Genomic DNA, 25,182 nt, shown 5'->3' with positions numbered 1-25,182 from the left:
GGCTACGCTCCCGGCGGTCGCACAGAGGCATGCTCAATGCTCGTTGCCCGCCCGGCTGTCGCCCGAAGGCGGTCCAAGAGTGCGTCGATCCGCGCGATGTCGAGATTTCCGTGATAGTCGTCGCCGACCTGCATCATCGGAGCCATCTCGCAAGCGCCAAGGCATTCGACGGTCGAGAGCGTGAACAGCCCGTCCGGGGTGGTGTCGCCCTTTTTGATCCCCAGCACCGTTTCCAGATACGTCAGCAGGTTCTCGGATCCGCATAGCATGCAGGAAACATTGTCGCAGAGCTGCAGGTGGAACATCCCCACCGGCTCGGTATGGAAGTGGGTGTAGAAGGTCGCCAGTTCGTAGACCCAGATCCGCTCGACCCCGAGAATGTCTGCAACCTCTTCCAACACAGAGCCTGGCAGATGGCCATGTTCCCTCTGGGCAATCAGAAGCGCGGGCATGATCGCCGAGCGCCGGTCGGGATACCGCACTGCCGCCTCTTCGATCTTTTCGCGCATGGTCATCGCATCCAAATCCCTGCTACTTGTCCACCTCCGCCATCACGGGGTCGAGGCTGCCCAGCACGGCGATCATGTCCGCCAGGTAACGAGCGTTGGTGACCCCGAAAAGTGCCTGAAGGTTGACGAAGGAGGGTGCCCTCACCTTCATGCGGAATGGCTTTGGCGATCCGTCGCTGATGATATAGAAGCCGAGTTCGCCCTTTGGCGCTTCGATCGCCGAATAGACCTCGCCCTTCGGCACTTTGAAGCCGTAGGCAGACAGGTCGAAATGCTGGATAAGCGCCTCCATCGAACAGTGCACGCGATCCTTATCCATCGGGAAGGCGATGGTCGGCATGTCGATCTGGAACGGCCCCTCGGGCATCTGCTCGATGCATTGTTCGATAATCCGGATGCTTTCGCGCATCTCATCGACCCGACACCTCCAGCGTGCGTAACAATCGCCCTCGCTGCGGGTGATGACGTTGAAATCGAGCCGGTCATAAATTTCATAGGGTTCGTCGCGCCGGATGTCCCAGTCGACTCCGGAAGCGCGCAGGTTCGGGCCACTCAAGCCGAGATCGATAGCGTCCTCGGCGGAGATCACGCCAACTCCTTCGGTGCGCTTGAGGAACACCCTATTTTTCTCGAGCAACCGCTCATAGTCGCGGATACGGTTCGGGAAGATGTCGCAGAACTCTCTGATCTTGGGCAGGAAGCCGTCAGGTAGGTCTTCGCGCAACCCGCCAACCCTGCAGAAGGAGGTGTGCATTCGCGCACCGGTAATCATTTCCATCAGGTCCATGATCATTTCGCGCTCGCGCATGGCGTAAAGGAGCGCGGTCATGGCGCCGAGGTCCATCGGCAACGCGCCAGTGATCAGGAGATGACCGGATATCCGCGCCAGCTCGGCCATCATCACGCGGACATACTGCGCCCTGAGCGGTGCTTCTATGCCGAGGAGTTTCTCTACCGCCAGTGCAAAGGCCAGATTGTTCGAGGGCGGGCAGAGATAGTCGAGCCGATCCGTCAGCGGGAAAATCTGGGTATAGGTGAAGCTCTCCGCCAGCTTTTCGGTCCCGCGATGGAGGTAGCCGATATGCGGGTCTACGCGCTCGACGCACTCGCCATCCAGCTCAAGGACAAGTCTGAGAACCCCATGAGTGCTGGGGTGCTGCGGGCCGAGATTGAGAAGCACTTCCCTGGTATTGAGCGCTTCGCCCTCTGGCCTGCTGAGCTCGGTGACTTCGGTCATCTCAACTTTCCGGCGTAGAACGGACCCCCTGTGGAATGTCCCTGGTGGCGAGGTCCGGCTGCGTTGGCGGTGGGCCTTCGGCACCAAAGGGATTCAGCTTGTCCTTGTATCCGCGCAGGGGAAAATCCTTGCGCTGGGGGAAGCCCGCGAAGCCCTCCCACATGTAGATCCGGCGCAGGTCGGGATGCCCCTCGAACCTGATGCCATACATGTCCCAGGCCTCGCGCTCATGCCAGTTGGCCGTGCGCCAGACGCCTGTGACCGAGGGAAGCTGCGGTGGGTCGCCAAGCCGGCATTTGATGCGAACTCGCCACCTGTTGGATAGCGAATAGAGGTGGTAAACCGCTTCGAACCGCGGTGTTTCGGGATAATGATCGACTCCGCAGATGTCCGAAAGAAAATTGAACTGCAGCGCCGGATGCTCTTTCAGGAAGCGGCAGAACTCGACGATCGCGGCAGGTGGGACAGCAAAGGCATGAATGCCGTGGGCGACGCCGAGATCCTCGATTGCTTCTCCGAAACGCTCCATGATCAGGGCGGGATTGAGAGGCTGCTTCACGCTCATGACGTTGCAACCCGGTCCAGAGGCGTTCCGGCCAGCGCGCGGGACCTCTTGATCTTCTCCTGAAGCAGGAGGAAGCCATGCATCAGCGCCTCCGGCCGCGGTGGACAGCCGGGCACATGCACGTCGACGGGCACGAAGGTTTCCGACCCCTGCACCACGGCGTAGGTGTTGTAGACCCCGCCTGAAATAGCGCAGGTGCCCATTGCGATCACCCAGCGCGGTTCCGGCATCTGGTCATAAAGCCGCCGCACGACGGGCGCGAATTTCCGGGTCACCGTACCGGCGATGATCATCACATCGGACTGTCGAGGCGACGGGCGGAACACCACGCCGAAGCGGTCAAGATCATAGCGAGCGCAACCCGCCGAAATCATCTCGATGGCGCAGCAGGCAATTCCGAAAGTCTCAGGCCACAGCGCCGACCTTCGACCCCAGCTAACAATGCTGTCGGCCGTTGTGAAAAGCACGCTGTCGCGGATCGCATTATTTACGCCTCCCATTCCAGCGCTCCCTTCAGCCAGGCGTAGGCGAAGCCCACAAGAAGCAGCAACATGAAGACGAACATCTCGACATAGCCGACCAGCCCGATCTCTTTCAGGACGACAGCCCAGGGAAAGAGGAACATTGCTTCGACATCGAAGACGACCAGCAGGATGGCAAGAATAAAAAACGGCACCCTGAAACGGCCACCGGCCGCCTCTCCCGCAGCGTCCATCCCACATTCATAGGGCATGTTCTTCGCGGGATAGGGATTGGATGGGCGCAGTAGCGAGGAGACGAAAAGCGTCACCCCCGCCACCAGAACGACTCCGGCGACCATGAAAAGAACCGGCAAGAATTCCATTGCAGTCATAGCACACTGCACCGGTTACCCACTTGGAGGCTTTCCTCGGCAAACCGACCTCGTTTGGACCGGTAAGCGTCGCTCCGGAAAGCGGCTTGGGCAATCCTTTCTTGAATTGTCAGTTTATTCCGTCGGGCGGGTCATTGCAAATCCAATTGATCAACCGCCAAACACCGAATGCTGGGCAAGCCTCAGAAACCACGATGGAAATAGGCCGATACCGATTGTACCGGCGGCGGTGAAGGCGAGCGTGGCGCGCACCAATGGCGTCAGCGCCGGGGCGAAGGCCCTCCCAGGCTCGCGCATATAGATCACCATGACGATGCGGATATAGAAGTAGGCGGCAACGGCGCTCAGCAGCACTGCGATCACCGCCAGCATGACGAAACCTCGCTCGACGAGCGCGACCAGCACGTAGAACTTGGCGAAGAACCCGGCCGTCGGTGGAATGCCGGCCAGCGAGAAGAGATAGAGCAGCATCAGAAGTGCCAGCCCCGGATGGGACTTCGCCAACCCCGCATAGTCTTCGATGACCTCGCCCGAAAAATCGCCATTCCGCATCATGATGACGGTGCCGAAGATGCCGAGATTCATGAAAGAATAAATCAGTAGGTAGAGCATCACGCTGGCGATGCCGTCCGGGCCGCCTGCCGCCACGCCAAAAATCGCGAACCCGGCATGGGCGATGCTGGAATAGGCCAGGAGGCGCTTGAAATTATCCTGCACCAGCGCCACGAAACTGCCGAGCGCCATCGTCGCCACCGCAATGACCGCAACGATGATCCAAACATTCGAGGCTGCAACGAGCGGATTGAGGAACACGCGCAGGATCACCGCGAACCCCGCAGCCTTGGGGCCAACCGACATGAAAGCCGTGATCGTCGTCGGCGCGCCTTCGTAAACGTCCGGCACCCACATATGGAACGGGACCGCGCCGACTTTGAAGACCAGCCCCGCGACGATGAAAACCACCGCCAGCAGTAATCCGGGGTCAAGCGGATTACCGGTCACTGCCGCAGCCATCCCGTCTAGCTGCGTCGTGCCGGTGAGCCCATAGACAAGGGAAACGCCGAAAAGGAAAATCCCGGTCGAGACCGAGCCGAGGATCACATATTTCAGCGCCGCTTCGTTCGACCGACGCTGCTGGCGTAGGAAGCCGGTCAGCACATAGGTGCAAAGCACCATTAGTTCGAGCCCCACATAGATCGACAGGAGATCGGTCGCCGAGGCCATGATCATCATTCCCGAAAGCGCGAAGAGCAACAGGACATAATATTCGCTGCTGCCGATCCCTTCGATATCGGCATATTTTCGTGAAAGGAGGAATGTCAGGATAGTCGCCAGGTAGAATACGAACTTGAAGAAGACCGCGAAGCGGTCGGCGATGAACATGCCCGCGTAGGCCGGCCGCACCTCGCTTGCCAGCATGAGTGTCGCCAGGGCGGCGATCAGCACGACCGTGACGGAAGCCCAGACAAGGAAATATTCCTGCTCCTTTCGCACAAACTGTCCCAGGATCAGCAGGACGCAGGCTCCGGTGACCACCACGATCTCGGGTATGCTCGCCAGGATCGATTGAAAAAGCGCGGCGTCGGTCATTGGCCATTCCCCTCACCGTGTACGTGCGCCAGCAGATGCTTTACCGACACGTCTATGATGTTGAGAAAAGGTTTCGGGTAGAGCCCGACCCAAAGAACGAAGACGGCGAGCGGCAAGATCGCAGCCATTTCGCGGGCATTCACATCGCGTATCTTGAACCGGATGCCGACGCTGGGCGGACCGAGCGCGACTTTCCCATACATGCCAAGCAGATAGGCGGCACCCAGCAATGCGCCCAAAACGGCGGCCGCGCCGGCCGCCAGGTTGGTCGCAAACCCGCCCGACAGCACCAGCAACTCGCCCACGAACGAATTCGTTCCCGGCAGCGCCATTGATGACAGGGTGAACAGCGCGAGAAACGCTGTGTAAACGGGCGCCACCTTCATCAGCCCGCCATAATCCGCGATGCTGCGAGTATGTGTTCGCTCGTAGATCAGGCCGACGAACAGGAACAACGCACCCGTCGTTATGCCATGATTGAACATTTGCAGAATGCCGCCCTCGAGCCCGCGGAGATTCAGCGAAAAAATTCCCAGCGTCACGAAGCCCATGTGGCTGATGCTGGAATAGGCCACCAGCTTCTTCAGATCGTCCTGCGCCAGCGCCAGCAACCCGCCATAGACGATCGCAAGCGCCGAAAGCCCCAGCATCAGCGGCCCATAATACACCGACGCCTGCGGCAGCATCGGCAGCGAGAACCGCAGGAACCCATAGGCGCCCATCTTCAAGAGCACGCCGGCAAGGATGATGCTGCCCGCCGTCGGCGCCTGCACATGAGCGTCCGGCAGCCAAGTATGAACCGGGACCATCGGCACTTTGACCGCGAAGGCGATCAGGAAGGCGAAGAATACCCACGACTGGAGCCGGAACGGCAAATCCTGAGCTGTGAGCGCAAGGATGTCGAAGGTCTTGCCGCCCTGGAGATAGAGCACGATGACACCGATCAGGAACAGAAGGCTGCCCGCCAGCGTGTAGAGGAAGAATTTGAACGCTGCATAGATCCGGCCGTCGCCGCCCCAGACGCCGATGATCAAATACATCGGGATCAGCATGGCCTCCCAGAAGACGTAGAACAAGAAGAGGTCGAGCGCGCAGAACACCCCCAACATAAGAGCCTGCATGACCAGGAGACTGGCCATGAACCCCTTTACCTTGCGGTCGATCGCGACCCACGAGGCGAGTACGCAGACTGAGCCCAACAGCGCAGTCAGGAACACGAAGAGCGCGCTGATTCCGTCGATCCCAAGCGCATAGCTGATCCCGAGTGCGGGCACCCACAGGCGCGTCTCGGTGAACTGCATCGCGTGGCTGGTGGTGTCAAAGTTCGCAAGCATGACGATGCAGAGAGCAAGGTCGAGAATGGTGACGGCAAGCGCCATCCAGCGCGCCGCTTCATCGCTGCGCAGAAACATCAGAACCGCAGCACCCGCGGCGGGCGTGAATACGATCAGGCTAAGAAGCGGGAATCCCATCGCACCCCCTACCGCCACACCACGGCGAAGACAACGGTAGCTGCGATCACACCGACGATCATCGCCAGCGCATAATGGGTGACGACCCCGGTCTGGAGCCGCCGCAGCGCCCCGCCACCACGCAGAATCGAGCGAGCAACGCCGTTCACGGCGGCATCCACCCCGCTGAGATCGATCTGCAGTCCCGATCGCGCCGCTCCATGCAGGAAGGGCAGGGCTGCGGTCTCGGACACGTCGCTCACCGCCTTCTCGTAGCGCGCCAGTGGTTTTTCGGCGAGCCACATGAAGAGCCGAGCGCCCTTGCGATAGAACCAATCAGTATCGATGCTGATCGTGTTCTCGGGATCGAGCGCCTTGAGGAACAGCACAAATCCCAGGGCGGTGAACATCAAGAGGCCGAGGCTCTCAGTGACATGGAGGCCTGTGTAGGGTTCAAAGTCGACCGGATAAGGCAGAAGCGCATAGAGCGGCTGGGGGAACACTCCGATCCCAATGCAGAGCACTGCCGCCATGGCCATTGCAACCAGCATGTTGCGTGGCGCCTCCCGCGCCTCGATTTTCCGATCCGTGCCGAAAAACATATAATACGGCAGCTTGAGCCCGGTGTGCAGGAACGTTCCAGACGACGCCATCGTCAGCGCCAGCACTACCAGCGCCCGATGATCCGCTCCAGCGGCGGCTATCACCATCGACTTGGTCACAAAGCCCGAGAAGAACGGAAACGCCGAGATCGCGAAAGCGCCGACCATGTAGAGTGCCACGGTAAGCGGCATGCTCTTGTAGAGGCCGCCAAGCTCGGTGAGCTTGCGCCGCCCGGTAACATAGATCACTGCGCCGGCTCCCATGAAGAGCAGGGCCTTGTAGAGGATATGCGCGAAGGCGTGGCTGGTGGCCCCATTCACGGCCATCTCCGTCCCGATGCCGATGCCCGCCACCATGTAGCCCACCTGGCTGACGATGTGATAGGCCAGAAGCCGGCGGCAGTCGTTCTCCAACACCGCGTAGATGACACCGTAAAGCGCCATCGCCGTGCCGAGCCAAACAAGAAGCTCGGTGCCTGGAAACGCCCGCGCCAGGACATAGACGGCGGTCTTGGTGGTGAAGGCGCTCATGAACACCGCCCCGGTGACGGTCGCTTCCGGATAGGCATCGGTCAGCCAGGCATTGAGTGGCGGCACCGCTGCGTTAAGGATGAACCCGGCGAGGATCAGATAGGCGCCCACGCCCATTCCACCGTCGATCGGCCCCCACTCCATCGGGCCAAAGAGCAGCGAGCCGGTGGCGAGACCATGGAGAATGATGCCGCCGAGCAGAACGACACCGCCGGTGATATGAACCATGAGATACCGGAACCCTGCCCGGATCGCCGGCCCGCCGCGCTGCGCGAAGACCAGGTAGGCGGAAGCGAATGCCATGGCCTCCCAGAACATGTAGAGGGTCAGGTAATCACCGGCGAACACCACGCCGAGTGCCCCGCCAACATAGATGAAGGCCGCCACGTGCTGACCAGCGTCCGTCAGGTGCAGCGCATAGACCATGCCGATCAACGCCATGATGGTGAAAACGGTGGCGAAGACGATGCTCAGCTTGTCGACCTTCGCGATCAAGATTTCCTGCCCGATGAACCGCGCCTCACCATAGCTGCCCGGCTGCATCGCCAGTACGGCGAGGATCGCCAGCGCGGGGATTGCGAGCAGATAGGCCTTGCGGATCGACCCACTGAGGAACGGGATCGGCAGAGCGCCGAGAATGAAGAGCAGAGCCGGATGGATGAAGTCAGTCATAATAATCCTCGCGCCGCATCAGCCCGGCCCGATGGCCGAGAAACTTGGAAACGAAGATGATCAGTATGCAGGAGCCGAAGCCGTAGACGGCGGACCAGCCAGGCAGGTGGTCCCACAGATATTCGGCGTGTTCGTGAGAGACCAGAAAGTCAGCCGCGACGATCAGAATGAGCACGAGATAGAATAGCCGGCGCCGGCGCCTCGCATATTCCTCGTCACCAAAGAAGTCGATGACACGCTTGATCATTTGACCACTCCGTCCGCCAGGGTGAGGAAATAGCCGGGAAAGATGCCCATCAACACCGACAGGATGGCGGTCGCAACGAGCGGGATCGTGACCATAGGGATTTCACGGATCGTCGCCGGGTTTTCCTCCGCCTCCGCCCCGAAAAAGGCGGCATAGCTGACTGGCAGGAAGTAGGCGGCATTCAGGATCGAGCTCACCAGGAGCACGGCCAGGAACGCGATCTGCCCTGCCTCCACGGACCCCAAAGTCAGATACCACTTGCTGATGAAGCCCGCGGTCGGCGGTATCCCGATCATGCTCAGCGAAGCGATGAAAAATGCGCCCATCGTCCATGGCAACCTGCGGCCGATGCCCGCCATGTCGCTGATGTTGCGCTTACCGGACGCGCAATAGATCGACCCCGCGCAGAAAAACAGCGTGATCTTCGAGAATGCGTGGGCAGCCATGTGGATAATGCCGCCAACCATCGCGACCGGCGACAGCAGAACCGCACCCAACACGATGTAGGAGAGCTGGCTAACTGTCGAATAGGCGAGCCTCGCCTTAAGGTCGTCCCGCGTCAGGGCATAGATCGACGCCATGAGGATCGTGAACGAGACCAGATAGGCCGTGGCGATGCCGAGGCCGAGCTCCCCGACCAACTTGACGCCAAAGACATGGAACACCACTCGCAGCAGGCAAAACACGCCCATCTTGACCACGGCCACGGCATGCAAGAGCGCGCTGACCGGCGTCGGCGCCACCATCGCGGCAGGCAGCCAGGCGTGCATCGGCATCACCGCGGCCTTGGCGAAGCCGAAGAGATAGCAGAAATAGACGACCGTCAGCAGCGCCGCCGAGGCGTTGACGCCCGCCAACAGCCCGCCCTCCCTAAAATCGAGCGATCCGGCAATGGAGTAGGTCAGTGCCAGCGCGGCGAGCAGGACGCTTTTCGAGGCTCCCATCAAATAGACGAGATATTTGTGGGCACCCCTCCACCCCTCTTCATCCTCGTGGTGATAGACAAGCGGATAGGTAACGAGGCTGAGCACCTCGTAGAAGATGACCAAGGTGAACAGATTGGCGGCGAAGGCCCCCCCAACGGCCGCCGCGAGGCTGGTGGCGAAGCAGGCGAAGAAGCGGGTCTGCGCATGTTCGTTCAAGTGCCGCATATAGCCGATGGAATAGAATGCGGCCACGATCCATAAAAGCGACGAGATAGTGGCGAACACCATGCCGAGCGCGTCGGCCCGGAAAGCGAACTCGACCCCCGGCAGGATCTCGAACAGGCGCAAGTCGACGGTCCCCCCCGCCAGCACCGTCGGCGCCATTGAGGCGACAATCGCAAACAGAACAATTGCTGCTATTGGCGATACGATATCGCGGAGTTTCTCGCGGTTGTTCAGAAGCAGAATTGTTAGGGCCGCCAAGCCTGGGACGGCGACGGCAAGCAGTGGCCGGATCGATATCACCGGGTCCAAGCCGCTATCCTTTCATCATGGTAACGTCGTCGACCTTGAGGGTGGATTTGTTCCTCACAAGGGCGACCAAGATGCCGAGGGCGACGGCAACCTCCGCCGCGGTAATTGCGATGACGAAGATCGCGAAGATCTGCCCGCGGAAATCGTCGTATTGACGTCCAAAAGCGATGAAGTTGATGTTGACCGAGTTGAGCAGCAGTTCCAGCGACATCAGCACGACCAGAATATTGCGCCTGAGCAGCACGCCCGCTGCTCCGATCACGAAGAGGACCACTGCGAGCAAAATATACCACCAGAGCGGAACCATCAGCTCGACTCCTTTCGCGCCAGAACGATAGCCCCGATCAGTGCCGCCAGCAGAATGACAGAGGCGACTTCAAACGGCAGAAGATAGTCGGAAAAAAGTGTCGTGCTGAGCTGCCTAATCTCATCGCCGCCACGCGCAACGACGGGCTCCGTGGCCGAAAAGCGCGGGCTCCGGAGAACCAGCACGAGCATCTCGACGCCAAGCAGAACGAGCAGCACCAGAGCCGGCAGATTGCCACCCGGTAAGAACCGCTGCAACACCGCTTCGCGCACATCAATCATCATGATCACGAATAGGAACAGGACCATGATCGCGCCGACATAGACGAAGATCTGGATGGCCGCGAGCAACGGCGCCCCGAGCAAGACGAAAATTGCGGAAACCTGCAGGAAACACGCCATCAGCGCCAATGCGCTGTGAACCGGATTGCGCGCCACGACGACCATCAGGGCCGCGATCACGGACACCGTAGCGAACAGAAGAAAGAACCCCTGATCCATCGACGCGACCCTCCCACGCGAGCTCTCACTCGGCGCGAGATGGCCGGATTCGAGTTAGCTCCGCACTTCAGGTGCATTCACAAATTGTGCCCTAGTATTAGGTTTTTCACAAGATTGTTGTCGCTAGCGGAGCAACCAAGCCGGTCCGAATGTGATGAAAACGCCTCCGAAGGTCTATAAGGTGGCCGATCAGGCATTTCTTGCCTCATCGGCTGTCAGCGCAGTCTCCCGCGTGCCGGAAACAATTATCTCCAAGACTTCGTGCTCGTCAGTGTTTTTGATGTAGCGGTCGCCGACATATTCACCGCGCTTGAGGACCATAACGCGATCACCCACAGCGAAAATATCGACCAGGCGGTGCGAGATGATGATCTGAGCAACGCCTTGTTTCTTCAACTCGAGCATGGTTTCGAGCAGCCGTTCGGTCGCCATCACGGAGAGGTTGGCGGTCGGCTCGTCGAGAATTACGACGCGCGGGTCGAACGAGATCGCCCGGGCAATCGCCACGGATTGCTGACGGCCGCCCGACAGGCTCTCAACCTTTTGATAGACGGAGTTGACGTCGACTTTGAGCCGTTTCAGCACGCCATCGGCTTCCGCATACATCTTCCGGCGGTTGACGAAGGGGCCCTTGAGCGGCCAACGGCCGAGAAAGATGTTTTGACCGACGTCCATGTTCCCGCAAAGCGCGAAGTCCTGATAGATCATTTCAATGCCGACATCGCGGCTCTCATGCGGGCTCTTGAAGTGCACCGCTTGACCGGCAACAAGGATTTCACCCGCATCCCGTTGATAGGCACCGGTCAGGATTTTCATCAGAGTGGATTTGCCGGCGGAGTTGTCACCGACCAGGCCAAGAATTTCCCCGGGATAGAGCACCAGGTCGACTTTGCGGAGCGCCTGCACAGCTCCGAAAGCCTTTTCGACGCCTCGCATTTCCACAATCGGCTGTAGTGTTATCTCGTCAGCCATGGATGCCTTCCTCTGTTCGCGCGCCCCTTGCGAGGCGCGCCCGCAGGCGTCCGAAGATATTGGCCTGGCGCACCCATATATCGATCAGCACCGCGACAATGAGGATGACGCCGATGAAGACATTGATCCAGTGCTGCGGCATGCTGAACCCCTGAACGTTGAGCTGAAGGAGTGCCCGGACGAGCGTGATCACAGCCGCGCCCGCCAGCGAACCGATCACCGTGCCATAACCGCCGAAGATTGATCCGCCGCCAATGATGACCGAAGCTATGGCGTCAAGCTCACGGAACTGGCCGGCGACCGGATTGAAGCTGCGGAAGTATGCGACGTTGATGATGCCGGCCATCGTTGCGCAGAGCGCGGCCAGCAAAAGGGAGATGAAGCGTACCCGGTTCGTGTTGATGCCGGCGTAGGCAGCGGCACGGACGTTGCCGCCGGCGGCACAAACCTTCAGCCCGAACGGTGTGTAGGCAAGCACGATGCCGGCGATAATGGCGACGAAAAACATCCAGATCGTCTGGACGCTGACGACCTCAGCCACCGTGCGAATGATCCCCGGCGGCAACGTAAGGCCGAAATGGAGGAGAACGTCATTCATTTTTCGACCAAGAAGATTGTAACCTTCTGGCCAGCCGGTCAGTTGTTGTCCCGCGACAAACCAGGCGGCCATGCCGCGCGCAATGTAAAACATGCCGAGCGTGGCTATGAAGGCGGGGAGTTTGAAGCCGATTGTCACGACGGCGTTGACGAGTCCGGCGACCATCCCCACCAGCAAGGCCATCGTAACTGCGGTGAGCGGATCGGCACCCAGCACCTTCAAGAAATAGGCTGCGGTGCTGCCGGCCAGGGCGAGCACTGCACCGACGGAGAGATCGATGTCGCCGGCTGCGATGACGTAGGTGAGACCGACTGTAATGATTGCCAGCTCCGTGTAGTTAAGCAGGATGGCAAAGGTGTTGGACAGGTACCACCAGTAATCCGGCCTTAGTGCGAGGCCCGTCAGCCACAACACGACTGTGAGGATAATCGCGAGAGCGTCGCGTCGGGCAAGAAATTTGCCGAGCCCCGTCGCAGACAGTGCCGTATCGGTCGCCATAGCTCCCTTGGTCTGGACACCCTCAAGTGCCACGCCACCCATTTCATAAGCGGGCGGCGGCGGCCTACCGCGAAGCCACGCCCAAAGCCGGCCCGCGATCTGCCGGCGAATGAGGATAGGCTCAACAAGCACGGCGATAACAAGAAGCAGACCTAGAAAAACCAGCACCGCACCCGCGGGCAACGTGAACTTGGCGCCGACCGCAATGCTTTCACCGTCGATAACGACAGTCCGCGTGATCGGCCAGCCTTCACGCAAGACCTTGTCGATCAGGACGACGACCGCAGTGCCAAGACACGATCCGATGACCCGCCCGCGCCCGCCAAGGATCGACGCACCACCAATAATGACGGATGCTATGACGGTGAGCTCCCAGCTTACGCCGTAGAGAGGCGTCACGCCCTTGTCCTGCGCAGCCGACAGGAGAGCGGCAAGTGTGGCGCAAAGCGACGAGAGCAGATATGCGCGAATGCGCACCCAGCGCGTGCGAATGCCAGCATAGACTGCCGCTTGTTCGTTTCCCCCGGTGGCGAAAGTCTCGTAACCCCAGCGGGTCCCGGCAAGCACATAGGCCCCGATGGCGGCGATGAGGAAGAAGATCGCAATCTGGTTGTTGAACCCCAAAGCATTCGTCTCCCCCAGGTGGAAGAGCAGCGGATGGTCTTTCGCCTTCTCGGAATAGTAGATCGCCTGTCCATGCGTGAACGCGAGCACGAAGCCACGACCAATGAAAAGCATTGTCAATGTCGCTATGAACGCAGGTACCTTCAGGATCGTAACAAGCGCGCCGTTGATCAAGCCAATGGCCGTGCCCAGCAGCACACAGAGGATCACCGACGTCGTAACGCTGAAATCGAGAAAGTTCGGGGCAAAGAGTCTGGCAAAGACGACAGCGACCAAGCCATATGTCGATCCGACCGAAAGATCGAGATCCCTGTTGGCGATCACAAACGTCATTCCTACCGCGATGATCCCCACACGGGAAGTGTCACGGAGAAGCGCATGCAGGGCTTCGGTTGATCCGAAAAACGCCGGATTGACGAGAGTGCCGCCAAGATAGAGCAACGCAAGGAAGATCAGCAGCCCGACCTCCCAGCCACCAGCGAGCTGAGGTGGCGCACGGCCCAGCGATGTCGTCGCAGTAAGCGCCATGATTTCTACCGACCAATCCTTGCCACCCGCGTTGCGGGAGGGCTTGTGCCCTCCCGCATTCTCCAGATGCTTCGAGCGGCTTAGTTTTCGAAGCGCTTGCCAACCTTTGCGACCGTGTCCTTCGTCACGAGCTGGGCTCGCGTGTCGAGATTGGCGGCCGCAATGCCACGGTCAATTTGCAGATAGAGCTGCATGACAGGCCAGAAGCCCTGCAGGAAAGGTTGCTGTCCCAGCGAGCCGGTCAGATTTCCAGCGGCAATACCTTCCTGCTGCGCCGGGCCGAGATCGAAACCAAAACTGCAGAACTTGCCGGTCCGCCCCATCTGAGCCACTGCCTTGACGAGCGGTGGCGTAAAGACGTTGTTGGCTGTGAAGGCGCCGACTACGTCGCCGCGGGACTCGAACAGCGAAACAAGTGCGTTGACCGGATCGTTCGGGTTGGTGTCGATGCCGACATTCTCCGGACCCGCGTCAACCTTGAAGGCGTCGAGCTTACCGGCGTCCTTCAGCGTCTTGACGATGGCGTTGAAAGCGGCGGTCACGCGATTGTTCACCTCGATGTTGCCCATCGCAGTGGAGGACGGCAGGACAATCGAGCCGCTGGTCGCTCCGCTTGCGAGCACGCATTTTGCGAGCGCCTCACCGCCGATTGCCGCCGCCGACGCATCCTGACCGGTATGGCTTATGCTGCTCCGGTCCAAGAGGTTCGCATCGAACGAGTTGGTTGTGGCAACTGGGATACCAGCCGCTTCGGCAGCCTTGACGATATCATTATAGGCGCCGACCTGCGGCGTCGTCATGATAATCCCGTCAATGGTCGGATCTTGAACGATCTGGTTGAGGATCTCGATCTCGCGGGCGGGATCGTCCACGGGCGATTCCGAACCCAGCAGCAATATCTTGGCCCCGATCATGTTGCCGGCAACGGTCGCGCCGACATAGACAGGGTCAAAAAAGCCGTTGCCCGCTGTGTGCGTTACAATTGCGAAGGTCAAATGACCATCAGCCGAATGGAAATTCTTCGTGCCGGGATCTTCCTTGGCGGCTTCAGCGAAATTGTAGCCGCCAACCGCCTTCTCGACGCTGCCGGACTGCGCAAATGCATGCGAGATGCCAAGTGATAGTGCCGCGGCCGATACCGTGTACAGCAAAATCCGCCTCATGATTGGTCCTCCCTTGAACCGAGGGAGAAAAGCCGTTCGAGCGCAATTTATCGGGAATGGGGCCGAAGGCTTTTTCCCATTTGCTAATATTCTTCGCAATTCTGATGCAAGTAAACGGTCAACTCATCGTATTGGCGAATTTGTTCGCCCCAAAAACACCCGATGATCGTTTTTCGCGGAATTCGACAGGTCGGCAAGCCTGGAGAAGATTCCGGCAGGTCAGTTCCGACCGCGTTCCCCGATCCGATTTATGATCTGACGGGCGAGCCCAAGCCGAAGAATCCGAGCGGAGTTCGCCGCTGCGCGAAGGCTCGTTTGGGTTCGTATGCCGCCACCGGCAACTCGCTGGTCCCTCACGCGACCAATGTGACTTTAACTGAACCCGATCCATCATGGTTGAGGGAGGCGTCCAGATCGATATGAACCCTTTCGGCGATACCGGAGAGGTAGTCCCGCGGCGTATTTCCGAACGCTCTTCGGAATGTTCGCTGAAAGTAAGAAAGATCTGAGAAGCCGGCCTCGAAGGCAATTGTGGATATGAGTTCGACCCGCGTATTTAACCAGGGGCTTGTCGAAATAATCCGAGCAAGAGATGGTCGGCTCTGCTACCCCGCATTGCACGATCCACCTCGGCCATGTGTGTCAGGAAGAGAAGTCTCCACTCTGCAATAGGTCATCTTATGTCTGAGATTCCCCGCACTTCGGTTCCCAAAATCTGGCCGGCAAGCCGTGAGCCGGGTTTCCATAAGGTGTTTGAACTAACCCTGGATGATCATCTGGCGATTCAGCACACGACGCGCCAGCTACTGCCACTGCGGTCTTCCGTGCTTGCCATCTCGTTCATTGCGCTGTTCGTCGCTCTCATCACAAGCTACGATAGCTGGCGCTCCGGCAACGTGGTGCGGTTTGTCTTGGTAGTCGCCGCGACGGTGGCTCTATGCGCTCTGGCAACGGTCGTCCTGATCAAGCCGGCGCGCGGGCTGCTGCGCGCCATGTATCGTCGAAGGCTGGTCAAAAATGGCGGCGCGGGCGTACCGGTCGAGGCATGGGTGGATCAGGAAGGTATCCGCTTTACAGCGAACGGTCAGACGCTGAGCTGCCCGTGGCCGTCGCTCCGCGCGATCGAGGAAGAGGATGGCACTTTTTATTTCTGGATGTCCAAGACATGGGCGCATGTCTGGCCTGATCGCATTTTCGCTTCCGCAGAGGAACGACAGCATTTCCGCGACTATATTTTGAAGTGGTCCAGGCGTCCGATCGCCTCGCCGCCAGTTCTCGCCAGACTCGGCGCTGGCGGACGGGCCAATCTTCCCGATTGAAGGAACGCAGCCTCGGGCGGCGACAACACTTGCGCTCGCTCGCAAAACATCGCCGAACGTGCTTTCTCATCTTCGATCGGTTATGAGCCGATTCCCCAAAAGTCGTCGACCATGGGCGTGGTCCTTTGCCGCCAAATATGGTTGAGTTTGTTCTTGCGCTGTCCGCCGGATGGTCGCTAAAGCATGTTGCCATATCTGTGCGTTTCTCTGGCCGACAAGCGACCTCGGCTTAATCGAATGCGACAATCGAAGGCAATTCAAATGACCCGACATCTTTCTCTTCCGCGCGATCGGATTTCCGTACTTCTGCTTGAGGGCATCAGTCAGAGCGCCGTGGACTACTTTTCGTCGTCCGGCTACGTCAATCTCACGCATTTGCCGAAGGCTCTGGATGACAAGGATCTCAAAAGTCATATAGCCGATGCGCATATTATCGGAATTCGTTCACGCACACATCTGACAGACGAAATTTTCAGATCCGCCAAAAAGCTTATCGCCGTCGGTTGTTTTTCCGTGGGGACAAATCAGGTCGATCTGAATGCAGCGCGTCGACGCGGAATCCCCGTATTCAACGCGCCTTATTCGAATACGCGCTCGGTTGCAGAGCTTGTGATCGGCGAAATCATCATGCTGACGAGGCAGATTTTCCCGCGTTCAGCATCCGCCCACAAAGGTGGGTGGGAAAAATCGGCCGTAGGCAGTCGTGAGGTGCGCGGGAAAACGCTGGGCATCGTCGGCTACGGCAACATTGGGTCGCAACTTAGCGTCCTTGCGGAAAGCATGGGCATGATCGTGCGCTATTTCGATCCTTCAGATAAGCTTCGCCACGGCAATTCAGAGTCGATGGCAACGCTCGGCGAGCTTCTCGAAATCTCGGATTATGTGACGATGCATGTTCCGGAAACCAGTTCGACGCAAAACATGATCACTGAAGCCGAACTGCGCAGGATGAAAAAGGGAGCCATTTTCATCAATAATTCGCGCGGGACCGTGGTGGATCTCGAAGCGCTTGCCAAGGTTTTGAAAGAAGGACATCTCGCGGGTGCGGCTGTGGACGTGTTCCCGAAGGAGCCGGCATCAAATAGCGAGCGCTTCGAAACGCCGCTGCAAGGCTTGGATAATGTCATTCTCACTCCGCACATCGGCGGGTCGACCGAAGAAGCCCAGGAGCGCATTGGAAGGGAAGTCTCCAGGAAGCTTGTCGAGTATTCCGACGTCGGCTCGACGCTGGGCGCGGTCAATTTTCCCCAGGTTCAATTGCCGCCACGTCCAAATGGAACGCGTTTCATCCATGTTCATGAAAATCGCCCTGGCATCCTGAACAATCTGAATACGATTTTTTCGTCCCGTGGACTGAATATCGTCGGTGAGTTCCTGCAGACCTACGGCGAAACGGGTTACGTGGTCATTGAAGTCGAGGACGTTGGCGAGACGCCGGATGACATACTTGACGCGCTTCGCCAGATTCCGGGGACGATACGAGCTCGATTGGTTTACTGACGCCGGTGGGAAATTGGCATTCTCTAGGTGTTTCTGAGAGAGCTTTGTCGCCAGCGACCCAATCAGGCTAAGATTCACGCAAGGGGCGAGTCCCGTCACTTAAGAAAAGCCGATGGTGTGGAAGAACAGTGATATGCGCTCTGGCGCGGCATTGCGATCTTTCGACAGGCCTTATGCCGAAAACCACTGAAAGCTGCCCTTGATGGATATCACCGTTGAATTGTGTTCTTATCCCGATCTCGACGATCGCATCGCCATTATCAGAGCAGCGGACGAAGTCGACAGCGTCTTCGTCCGCACCGAGAGATTCAATGTTCTGATTGACACGCTGGCGACCCCGGCCCTCTGTGCGAGGGCACTCAAACTGCTTGGCGGTCATTTGCAGGATCGACCGCTCGTTGTCGTCAACTCCCATATGGACTGGGATCATTTCTGGGGCAATGCGGCACTCCGCGGCGGAGTGCCGATCGTCGCGCATGCCAAAGCACTCGAGCGGTTGCATGATCCGTCATCCCGGCAAACTCTCAGCGACAAGATGCAGGAAAGCGCGCGGTTCCATGATGTCGAGATCATCGCACCCAATATCACCTTCGCTGGCGAGGAGATGGCGCTTCATGGCGGGGACCTCACGCTGGAGCTCATTCATACGCCCGGGCACGCTCCCGACCATGTGTCTGTGTGGATTCCCGAGATTCGCGTCTGCCTGGCCGTCGACGCAGTCGAGACGCCGATTCCGGAAGTTTGGAGCAAAGCTCCGGCTGACCTTCATGCGCTTTGCTCATCGTTGCAGCGGATCCGTGATTTGAAGGCAAATCACGTTGTCCTCGCGCACGGCCAAACCTCCGCACCATCCGTCGTGGACGAAAACCTTTCCTACTTCGCAGCATTGCGCGACCGCGTCGCCGAACTAGCTGATGAACACTTGGCTGATCCGGCTCTAAACGAGCGACCCGGCCTACGACTACAGGATTTTGTCAACGTCCCGGCTGCGATGCCGGCGGAGACCGTCGTCTTCTACGAGAACTGCCACAAATCGAACCTTCGCGCGGCTGTCGAAGCGCGAAAAGCCACGTTTGCGTTCATTTAGTGCGGATAGGCTTTTGTCGGCCTATCCGCTCGATTAAGCAGGAACCTGAAACACACCATCAACATCGGTCCAAGCGAAAACTCGCCTCGTTCCGCTTTGCGGGTGAAGTTACGCAAATAACCACCCGCATTGTTGATGTGCCCTGCCCTCGTCACCGCGGTCGCGGTTTTCGGCCCGGGCGCATTGCAGGCGTTAACCACCGACCGCTTTGCTGCCCAGGTACGAAACTCACGCCGCTTGCGACTGCGACAGTCCTTCCATCGCCACGGCGCGCGCCGTCACGAAATCGATCTTGCCAGAGCCGAGTACCGGCACCTTGCCGACGGTGACTTCGGCAGGGACCATCATTTCCGTGGCGCCCTTCGATTTGGCGAATGCCAGGAAATCGCTTCGGTTCGCATCCGGCGCATCGGTCAGCAGGATAAGACGCTCGCCTTTCTTCGCGTCCGGTATAGCCGATACGACGCTGAGAGCACCAGGCCAGAGCTGCGCGGCAAGGGTCTCCACGGCGGCAAGCGAGATCATTTCGCCGCCAATCTTGGCAAAGCGCTTGGCCCGGCCGCGGATCTTGACGAAACCGTCCTCATCGATGGTGACGATGTCGCCGGTATCGTGCCAGCCCTCCCGCAGCGGCTCGAGGACGCCGGGATTGTCGGCGCGCAGGTAGCCGGCCATCACATTGGCGCCGCGAATAAGAAGACGGCCGCCCTCGTCGATGCCGGGAACCGGATCGAGCTTCCATTCCATCCCCGGCATGATCTTGCCGACCGTTCCCGTGCGGTTGTACATCGGCGTATTCAGCGAGATCACTGGGGCTGCCTCGGTCACGCCATAGCCTTCCAGGATACGCAGGCCGAATTTCTCCATATAGACCTCGCGGGTCGACGCCTTCACCGGCTCGGCGCCCGAGAAGATGTAGCGGATCGACCGGAGGTCGTAAGGATGAGCGGTGCGCGCATAGCCGTTCAGGAACGTATCCGTGCCGAAGACGATGGTGGCGTTCGAGACGTAGATCAGCTCCGGCACGATGCGGTAGTGCAGCGGCGACGGATAGAAGAACACCGGCACGCCCGAAACCAGCGGCAGGATCGTGCCCGCCGTCAGGCCGAAGGAATGGAACATCGGCAGAATGTTGAACACCTTGTCGCCGGGGTGGAAGTCGATGCGCGAGGCCGCCTGGGCTGCGTTCGAGAGGATATTGCGGTGGCTGAGCACCACGCCCTTCGGCGCACCTTCGGAACCGGAGGTAAAGAGGATCACAGCCGGATCGTCGGCACTGCGCTTGACCAGCGGCCGGTACTTGCGGACGAGACCGACGATCTTGTCCAGCGAGGTGACCTGCGTGCGCAGTTCGTCCAGCCACACGAACGTCACGTGCTTTTCGAGTTCCTCGACCACCGGGCCGAGCTTGGCCTGGGTGATGAAGGCGCGTGAGCAGAGGACATGCTTGACCTCTGCCGTACGGCAGGCGGACAGGATGTTGGCTGCGCCGGCGGTAAAATTCAGCATGGCCGGAACCTTGCCCGCCGACATGACGCCGAGGACGGTCGCGGCCGTGCCGTTGGCGTTCGGCAGCATGACGCCGAGCGTCTTCTCGTTCGGGAACATCTTCCGGAACTTCGCGCCCAGCACCGCAGCACCGGTCAGGAGCTTGGCATAGGACAGCTTGCCGGCAATCGGATCTTCGACGGCGAGCTTCTTGCCGCCATATTCATGGGCGCTTTCGATGACGCGGCCAAGCACCGTGTTGTCGGTGTCGGCGGTGCGGAACATCAGCGTCGACATGATCTGATAGAGAGCGGCACCGGCCGCGATGCGCCGCTTCCTGCCCTTGAGTTCCGCCGGAACGTCGAGCTTGACCGGCTCAAGGATCGTCACCTTGACCTTGGGGAAGAGACGGCGGCGAACGTGGCTTGAGGTCAGATAGGAGGCGTAGCTCTTTTCCAGACCATCGATGCGAACGGGCACGATCATCGCGCCGGTCTTGTCTGCGACCATGGCCGCGCCGTCATAGACCTTCATCAGCGTGCCGGTGACGGTCAGGCGACCCTCGGGGAAGATGCCGACCGGGCTGCCATCCTGGATCACCTTGATCAGCGAGCGCGTCGCCATCGGCTTCGTCGGGTCGAGCGGCAGGAACTTGCACTTGGTCAGCAGCGGGCGCACCCACCATTTCTTGGCGAAGGCATAGTCGATCGCAAAGACAGGCTCTTCCTCGGTGATGGCAAGCGCCAGAGCACCGTCGAGCAGGCTCACATGGTTGAGCGCGATGATCGGCGCCGGGCCGGCCTTGCGGATGTTTTCAAGACCTTCGACTTCCAGCCGCATGAAGGCGCGGAAGATGATGGAGATGAGATCGCGGAAGGCGTTGGTCGGCAGCATTTTCAGCATGACCCAGGCGATCGCGATGTTAAGCACGGAGATGCTGAGAATGATGACCGGAACAGACAGGCCGATAGCCTGCAGGACAGCGACGAGCGCCAGGCCGACGGCAATGAAGAGAGCGGACAGGACATTCGATGCGCCGATGACGCGGGCGCGGCGATCCTCATGTGCCCAGCTCTGCATGGCCGAGAAAGTCGGAACGGCCAGGAAGGCACCACCGATTGCCATGCCGGCGAGGTCGATGGCAACGCGAATGGTCTTCGGTCCGGCAAAGAAGGCAAGAATGGTTTCGGCGTGGGCGGTCGACTGAAGGCCCCACAGGTTCCAGGCGAGATCGAGACCGAAGAGCGCAACAATCAGCATGCCCACGGGCGCCGGCAGCAGCACGATGCGGCCTGCAGCCATCCAGCCGGCGATGGCCGAGCCGATGGCAACGGAGATGGCAAAGATCGCCAGATAAGCAGGGACGACAATTTCCGAGCCGCCGAGGATGTCGGTCACCATGACCGGCAGCATCGACATGATGAAGGAGCCGACGAACCAGAACCAGCAGTTCATCAGCGAGGCGCGCCAGATGCGGCTATCGGCGCGAAGTTCGTTCACGAGCCTGTAGCTGGAACGCACGACATTGGTGTCGACGACCAGATCCGGCGCCTTGGAACCGGTCGAGGGGATCATGCGTGCAGCAAACCAGCAGAGGATGGAAAGCCCCATCATCATCGGGCCGAAGATCCAGACATTCTCGCCCTCGCGGAAGGCGACTGCCGCAACCATGGTGCCCGTGAGAATGGCGATGAAAGTGCCGCCCTCGATCCAGGCATTGGCCTTGGGAAGATCCCGGCTTTCCAGATGATCCGGCAGGATGCCGTATTTGATCGGCCCGAAGAGCGAGGAGATGACGCCAAAGCCGAAAAGGGCGAGCATCAGGATCCAGATGGACGAGAAGCCGATGCCGACGACGGAGATCGCTGCCACGCCAAGCTCACATCGCTTCAGAAGCTCAGCCATCTTCGCCTTGTCATATTTGTCGGCGAGTTCGCCGGCAATCGCCGACAAGAGCAGAAACGGCACGATGAAGATGCCGCCGGCAAGCGTCACCAGCGCCGCACCCTCCGTCGCCATCTGCGCTAGAATGACAAAAACCAGAGTCTGCTTGAGAAAATTATCGTTGAAAGCGGTGAGGAACTGCGTCCAAAACAGCGGCGCGAACTTCCTCGATCTCATTAAGTGCTTTTGCATGGCGTACCCCTCATTCAGCCAACAAGACGCCACAGAGTTATTACGCAAAGGTTGAGCGCGGATACAACTCTGCGGCGTCGTTAATAAAGTTTAGTCCTGACCGTCACGATTGAACTTAACCAGCAGCTTTTCCGTGCGGGCATCCTCTACCTTGCGGATCAGCCTGTCAGCCTCGGCATTGTCGCGGATCGTCTTGGTCACGTTGACCGCCGTCTGCACCAGCATCAGGATGCCCATGGCGAGATAGCCTTTGCCCCAGAGATCGATCGGCATCATGTAGAGACCGACGAACAGCATGAAGGCGGCGGCGCCGAAGGAGATGTAGGAAAAGCTGACCCAAGCCTGGGAGTGTTTCTGGAAGCTGTCGTTCATGATCGTATCCTCTCTTATGTGTTTGATGTGTTTGGTTTCAGGCTGCTGAATTCATGCGTTCGCGAAGGCGGGCGAGCACGCCATCGGCCGAGGGGCCAAGCGGTGCGCCGAAGCCGGCGCTGGCGAGTTTTTCGATGGCGATTTCGGGCCGGCTCGCGGCGTCCATTTCCTTCATGGCCGATGCGGTGATCTCGCAGCGATTTTGATAGGCCTGGAGGCGGGCAAGCGTTTCCTCGGCCTCGTCGAGCGTAACCAGGCCAGCGGCGGCGTCGCTAACGGCATTAAGCTTCTGTGTCTGTTCGGTGGCACGAGCCAGCCGCTCGCCACGCTGCAATTGCTGCAGACGCGCTTCCGATGCGCGGACGGTTGCCTTGAGCTTACCGATCGTCTGGATGAATTGCGCCTGTGCCTTCTCGGAGGCATCGCGCTCAGCCTCGAGCTGGGCAATCGCTTCTGCCGCTTCCCGGGCAAGCTCGTCACTGCCCTTCTGCAGGGCGGCAATGGCCCGGGTTTCCAGATCCGCGATGCGCGCGGTGATCGCCATGTGCTGGCTCTTTTCCTGCTCATTCTGCGCAATGGCAACCGCCACTGCTCGCCGCGCCGACTGGATGGCGCTCGCCGCGTCGCGGATCTGCTGCGCAAGCAGCGGCACGGCATTGCGATCGATGAACGCCTGCTCCGCATCGTAGGCCCGGCCGCGGATGAGCGTCAGAATTGAATTGAACATTTGTCGTCTCCCGTTTATGAACGATGTTCATGAAACGATGTATGCCAGAATCGTGAACGACGTTCAAGAATAATTTTGAACGACGTTCAAAAATCGGATTGGAATGGTTAATGGCGAGAAAAACCCTGGAAAAGCGCGAGGATCTGAGGTTGCGGCTGATCGAGGCGGCGCGAAATCGCATCGCGGCCGACGGCCTTTCCAACCTCAGGGCACGCGACGTCACGCAGGATGTCGGCTGCGCTCTTGGAGGTCTCTATACGGTCTTTGCCGATCTCGACGATCTCGTCATTCACGTCAATTCGTCGACGCTGAAGGCGCTTGAAGCCTCGCTGACGCTGGCGGAGGTCAAGGATCACACGCCGACGGACCGCCTGCGCAACCTCGCACGCGGTTATCTGCGGTTCGCGGTCGCTCATCGCAATCTATGGAAGGCGCTCTTCGACCATCGGCCGCCGGATAATCGCCCGAGCCCCGAATGGCATCTGGAAGAGCACATGTTTTTGATGGGCATCATTGCCGAGCCGCTTGCCGAACTGCAGCCGACCATGTCGGAGACGGCGCGCGCCATCCGTGCGCGAACCTTGTTCGGCGCCGTTCACGGCGTCGTCAGCATCAGCCTCGAAGGGCGGTTCGTCGGCCTGCCGGTCGAAAGTCTGGAGCGGGAGCTCGACGACTTCATCCTGACGGTCGCGGCCGGAGCCGCGGCAAGGCAGGGCTAAAGCATGCCAGGGGATTGGGAATGGCGTGCCCGATCATCGCGCTATGTACAGTAACGCGCTGACAACAGAGACGCCGCCGATCGGGGCTAAAAATAGGAGCAGGAGTTCAAGTCCGAGCGCCCACATCAGCAATTTCTGCTGACCCGGCGTCAAGTGCGGAGGCTTTCTTTCCGGCTTCCGAGGGCTCCCTCCTCCTCCATAGAACCCATTTAAATCGCGATACATTTGCGCCTCCATCATTTATGGAGAAACTATGGTTGCTGCACATGGTTCCTGCGATGGATTTGGAACCAAGCACCGCACTCCATATCGCTGGGATTAAGATGTTTCGCCTTGAAGAGCAGTGCAGTTTCGAACAGATCATCAAGAAGAGCACGTTTCGCGCCGTCGCAATCCCGGTCGATACCGAGGAGACCGCGAAACTGGCTCTTCAGACCGTCGCCACAGCAACAGGGGCCAATCACAATTGCTGGGCCTGGCGCATCGGACAAGCCTACCGCTTTTCGGATGATGGCGAGCCGAGCGGGACAGCCGGAAAGCCGATATTGGCTGCAATCGACGGGCAGTCAGTTGACCGTGTGATTCTGGTCGTTTCCAGATGGTTCGGCGGCGTTCTGCTTGGGACGGGAGGTCTCGTGCGAGCCTATGGCGGGAGCGCCGCAGCCTGCCTGCGGGCAGCGAAGCTCATCGCTTTTACGCCGATGATCGCCGGACAAGCGAAAATTCAGTTTAGCGATCTGGCTCTCGTAAAGGCACGCCTCGCCTCGCTCGATCAGGTTCGCATTGTCGAACAGCACTTCACCGACGAAGGTTGCGACGCGACAATCCAATTGCCTCAAGAGGATGTCCAAGCCGTCGCACAACTCATAAATGATCTTACAAACGGGCGCTCGTCGCTTCGTATGGACGACTGATCTTAATTCGATC

Annotated in this window: 24 protein-coding genes and 1 pseudogene; 5 read left to right on the top strand and 20 right to left on the bottom strand. The window is 59.4% G+C overall.

Features of this window, described 5'->3' with window-relative positions; translation table 11 throughout:
* Positions 1 to 2: 2 nt before the first annotated feature.
* The 16 genes from nuoE to PH547_RS25550 form a co-directional block, all read right to left on the bottom strand.
* Positions 3 to 515: an NADH-quinone oxidoreductase subunit NuoE gene (gene nuoE / locus PH547_RS25625; protein ID WP_285169737.1), complete on the bottom strand. Its 513-nt coding sequence runs from the start codon at positions 513 to 515 to the stop codon at positions 3 to 5.
* Positions 516 to 531: 16 nt separating this feature from the next.
* Complete coding sequence (nuoD, locus tag PH547_RS25620; protein WP_285169736.1) at positions 532 to 1,746, bottom strand: NADH dehydrogenase (quinone) subunit D; 1,215 nt, start codon at positions 1,744 to 1,746, stop codon at positions 532 to 534.
* Between the two features lies 1 nt (position 1,747).
* Entirely contained in the window at positions 1,748 to 2,311 is a 564-nt protein-coding gene (locus PH547_RS25615) for an NADH-quinone oxidoreductase subunit C (protein WP_104827770.1), read from the bottom strand.
* Positions 2,308 to 2,811 carry a NuoB/complex I 20 kDa subunit family protein gene (locus PH547_RS25610; protein ID WP_285169733.1) on the bottom strand — a complete coding sequence of 168 codons (504 nt, stop codon included), beginning with the start codon at positions 2,809 to 2,811 and terminating at the stop codon, positions 2,308 to 2,310. Before PH547_RS25610 ends, PH547_RS25615 begins: the two co-directional genes overlap by 4 nt.
* Complete coding sequence (locus PH547_RS25605) at positions 2,799 to 3,164, bottom strand: NADH-quinone oxidoreductase subunit A (RefSeq protein ID WP_285169732.1); 366 nt, start codon at positions 3,162 to 3,164, stop codon at positions 2,799 to 2,801. The genes PH547_RS25610 and PH547_RS25605 overlap by 13 nt, the downstream gene beginning before the upstream one ends.
* A gap of 150 nt (positions 3,165 to 3,314) precedes the next feature.
* The gene (locus PH547_RS25600; RefSeq protein ID WP_285169731.1) at positions 3,315 to 4,754 is read right to left on the bottom strand and encodes an NADH-quinone oxidoreductase subunit N; all 1,440 of its coding nucleotides are present in this window, start codon (positions 4,752 to 4,754) and stop codon (positions 3,315 to 3,317) included.
* Complete coding sequence (locus tag PH547_RS25595; RefSeq protein WP_285169730.1) at positions 4,751 to 6,226, bottom strand: NADH-quinone oxidoreductase subunit M; 1,476 nt, start codon at positions 6,224 to 6,226, stop codon at positions 4,751 to 4,753. The genes PH547_RS25600 and PH547_RS25595 overlap by 4 nt, the downstream gene beginning before the upstream one ends.
* Before the next feature lie 8 nt (positions 6,227 to 6,234).
* Positions 6,235 to 8,010 (bottom strand): Na(+)/H(+) antiporter subunit D, encoded by a 1,776-nt coding sequence (locus PH547_RS25590; RefSeq protein WP_285169729.1) that lies wholly within the window; start codon positions 8,008 to 8,010, stop codon positions 6,235 to 6,237.
* On the bottom strand, positions 8,003 to 8,257 hold the full coding sequence (locus PH547_RS25585; protein WP_283052964.1) for a hypothetical protein: 255 nt from the start codon (positions 8,255 to 8,257) through the stop codon (positions 8,003 to 8,005). Before PH547_RS25585 ends, PH547_RS25590 begins: the two co-directional genes overlap by 8 nt.
* Positions 8,254 to 9,717, bottom strand: coding sequence for a monovalent cation/H+ antiporter subunit D family protein (locus tag PH547_RS25580; protein ID WP_285169728.1), 1,464 nt, complete (start codon positions 9,715 to 9,717; stop codon positions 8,254 to 8,256). The genes PH547_RS25585 and PH547_RS25580 overlap by 4 nt, the downstream gene beginning before the upstream one ends.
* A gap of 4 nt (positions 9,718 to 9,721) precedes the next feature.
* The gene (gene nuoK / locus PH547_RS25575; protein WP_183939980.1) at positions 9,722 to 10,024 is read right to left on the bottom strand and encodes an NADH-quinone oxidoreductase subunit NuoK; all 303 of its coding nucleotides are present in this window, start codon (positions 10,022 to 10,024) and stop codon (positions 9,722 to 9,724) included.
* Positions 10,024 to 10,524 carry an NADH-quinone oxidoreductase subunit J gene (locus PH547_RS25570; protein ID WP_283052967.1) on the bottom strand — a complete coding sequence of 167 codons (501 nt, stop codon included), beginning with the start codon at positions 10,522 to 10,524 and terminating at the stop codon, positions 10,024 to 10,026. The genes nuoK and PH547_RS25570 overlap by 1 nt, the downstream gene beginning before the upstream one ends.
* 189 nt (positions 10,525 to 10,713) lie before the next feature.
* Positions 10,714 to 11,496: an ATP-binding cassette domain-containing protein gene (locus tag PH547_RS25565; RefSeq protein WP_285169727.1), complete on the bottom strand. Its 783-nt coding sequence runs from the start codon at positions 11,494 to 11,496 to the stop codon at positions 10,714 to 10,716.
* Positions 11,489 to 13,744, bottom strand: coding sequence for an ABC transporter permease (locus PH547_RS25560; protein ID WP_285169726.1), 2,256 nt, complete (start codon positions 13,742 to 13,744; stop codon positions 11,489 to 11,491). The genes PH547_RS25565 and PH547_RS25560 overlap by 8 nt, the downstream gene beginning before the upstream one ends.
* Before the next feature lie 80 nt (positions 13,745 to 13,824).
* Positions 13,825 to 14,907, bottom strand: a complete 1,083-nt coding sequence (locus PH547_RS25555; protein ID WP_104827782.1) for a substrate-binding domain-containing protein — start codon at positions 14,905 to 14,907, stop codon at positions 13,825 to 13,827.
* 353 nt (positions 14,908 to 15,260) lie between these two features.
* Entirely contained in the window at positions 15,261 to 15,437 is a 177-nt protein-coding gene (locus PH547_RS25550) for an AraC family transcriptional regulator (protein ID WP_285169761.1), read from the bottom strand.
* Between the two features lie 150 nt (positions 15,438 to 15,587).
* Between PH547_RS25550 and PH547_RS25545 the strand changes: the two genes are divergently transcribed.
* The 3 genes from PH547_RS25545 (at position 15,588) to PH547_RS25535 (ending at position 18,813) form a co-directional block, all read left to right on the top strand.
* The gene (locus tag PH547_RS25545) at positions 15,588 to 16,226 is read left to right on the top strand and encodes a YcxB family protein (protein WP_283052987.1); all 639 of its coding nucleotides are present in this window, start codon (positions 15,588 to 15,590) and stop codon (positions 16,224 to 16,226) included.
* Between the two features lie 261 nt (positions 16,227 to 16,487).
* Positions 16,488 to 17,726, top strand: coding sequence for a phosphoglycerate dehydrogenase (gene serA, locus PH547_RS25540; RefSeq protein WP_283052988.1), 1,239 nt, complete (start codon positions 16,488 to 16,490; stop codon positions 17,724 to 17,726).
* A gap of 202 nt (positions 17,727 to 17,928) precedes the next feature.
* Positions 17,929 to 18,813, top strand: coding sequence for an MBL fold metallo-hydrolase (locus PH547_RS25535; protein WP_285169725.1), 885 nt, complete (start codon positions 17,929 to 17,931; stop codon positions 18,811 to 18,813).
* Here PH547_RS25535 and repC read toward each other — a convergent pair.
* The 4 genes and pseudogenes from repC to PH547_RS25515 form a co-directional block, all read right to left on the bottom strand.
* A pseudogene (repC, locus tag PH547_RS25530) lies at positions 18,810 to 19,004 on the bottom strand (replication initiation protein RepC); the annotation flags it as partial. The gene PH547_RS25535 and the pseudogene repC sit on opposite strands and share 4 nt — an antisense overlap.
* A gap of 37 nt (positions 19,005 to 19,041) precedes the next feature.
* Positions 19,042 to 22,437, bottom strand: coding sequence for an acyl-[ACP]--phospholipid O-acyltransferase (locus PH547_RS25525; protein WP_285169724.1), 3,396 nt, complete (start codon positions 22,435 to 22,437; stop codon positions 19,042 to 19,044).
* A 90-nt stretch (positions 22,438 to 22,527) separates the two neighbouring features.
* Positions 22,528 to 22,809, bottom strand: coding sequence for a YiaA/YiaB family inner membrane protein (locus PH547_RS25520; RefSeq protein WP_104827797.1), 282 nt, complete (start codon positions 22,807 to 22,809; stop codon positions 22,528 to 22,530).
* Between the two features lie 37 nt (positions 22,810 to 22,846).
* Positions 22,847 to 23,536 (bottom strand): PspA/IM30 family protein, encoded by a 690-nt coding sequence (locus PH547_RS25515; RefSeq protein WP_285169723.1) that lies wholly within the window; start codon positions 23,534 to 23,536, stop codon positions 22,847 to 22,849.
* Positions 23,537 to 23,646: 110 nt separating this feature from the next.
* Between PH547_RS25515 and PH547_RS25510 the strand changes: the two genes are divergently transcribed.
* Positions 23,647 to 24,255, top strand: coding sequence for a TetR/AcrR family transcriptional regulator (locus PH547_RS25510; RefSeq protein ID WP_283052993.1), 609 nt, complete (start codon positions 23,647 to 23,649; stop codon positions 24,253 to 24,255).
* A 323-nt stretch (positions 24,256 to 24,578) separates the two neighbouring features.
* Positions 24,579 to 25,169 (top strand): IMPACT family protein, encoded by a 591-nt coding sequence (locus PH547_RS25505; RefSeq protein ID WP_104828001.1) that lies wholly within the window; start codon positions 24,579 to 24,581, stop codon positions 25,167 to 25,169.
* The last annotated feature ends 13 nt before the right edge of the window (positions 25,170 to 25,182 follow it).

Origin of the sequence: Rhizobium cerradonense (assembly GCF_030182455.1) — a bacterium.
In the GTDB taxonomy this organism is placed as follows: Bacteria; Pseudomonadota; Alphaproteobacteria; order Rhizobiales; family Rhizobiaceae; genus Rhizobium.
This window is presented reverse-complemented; position numbering and strand designations above follow the sequence as displayed.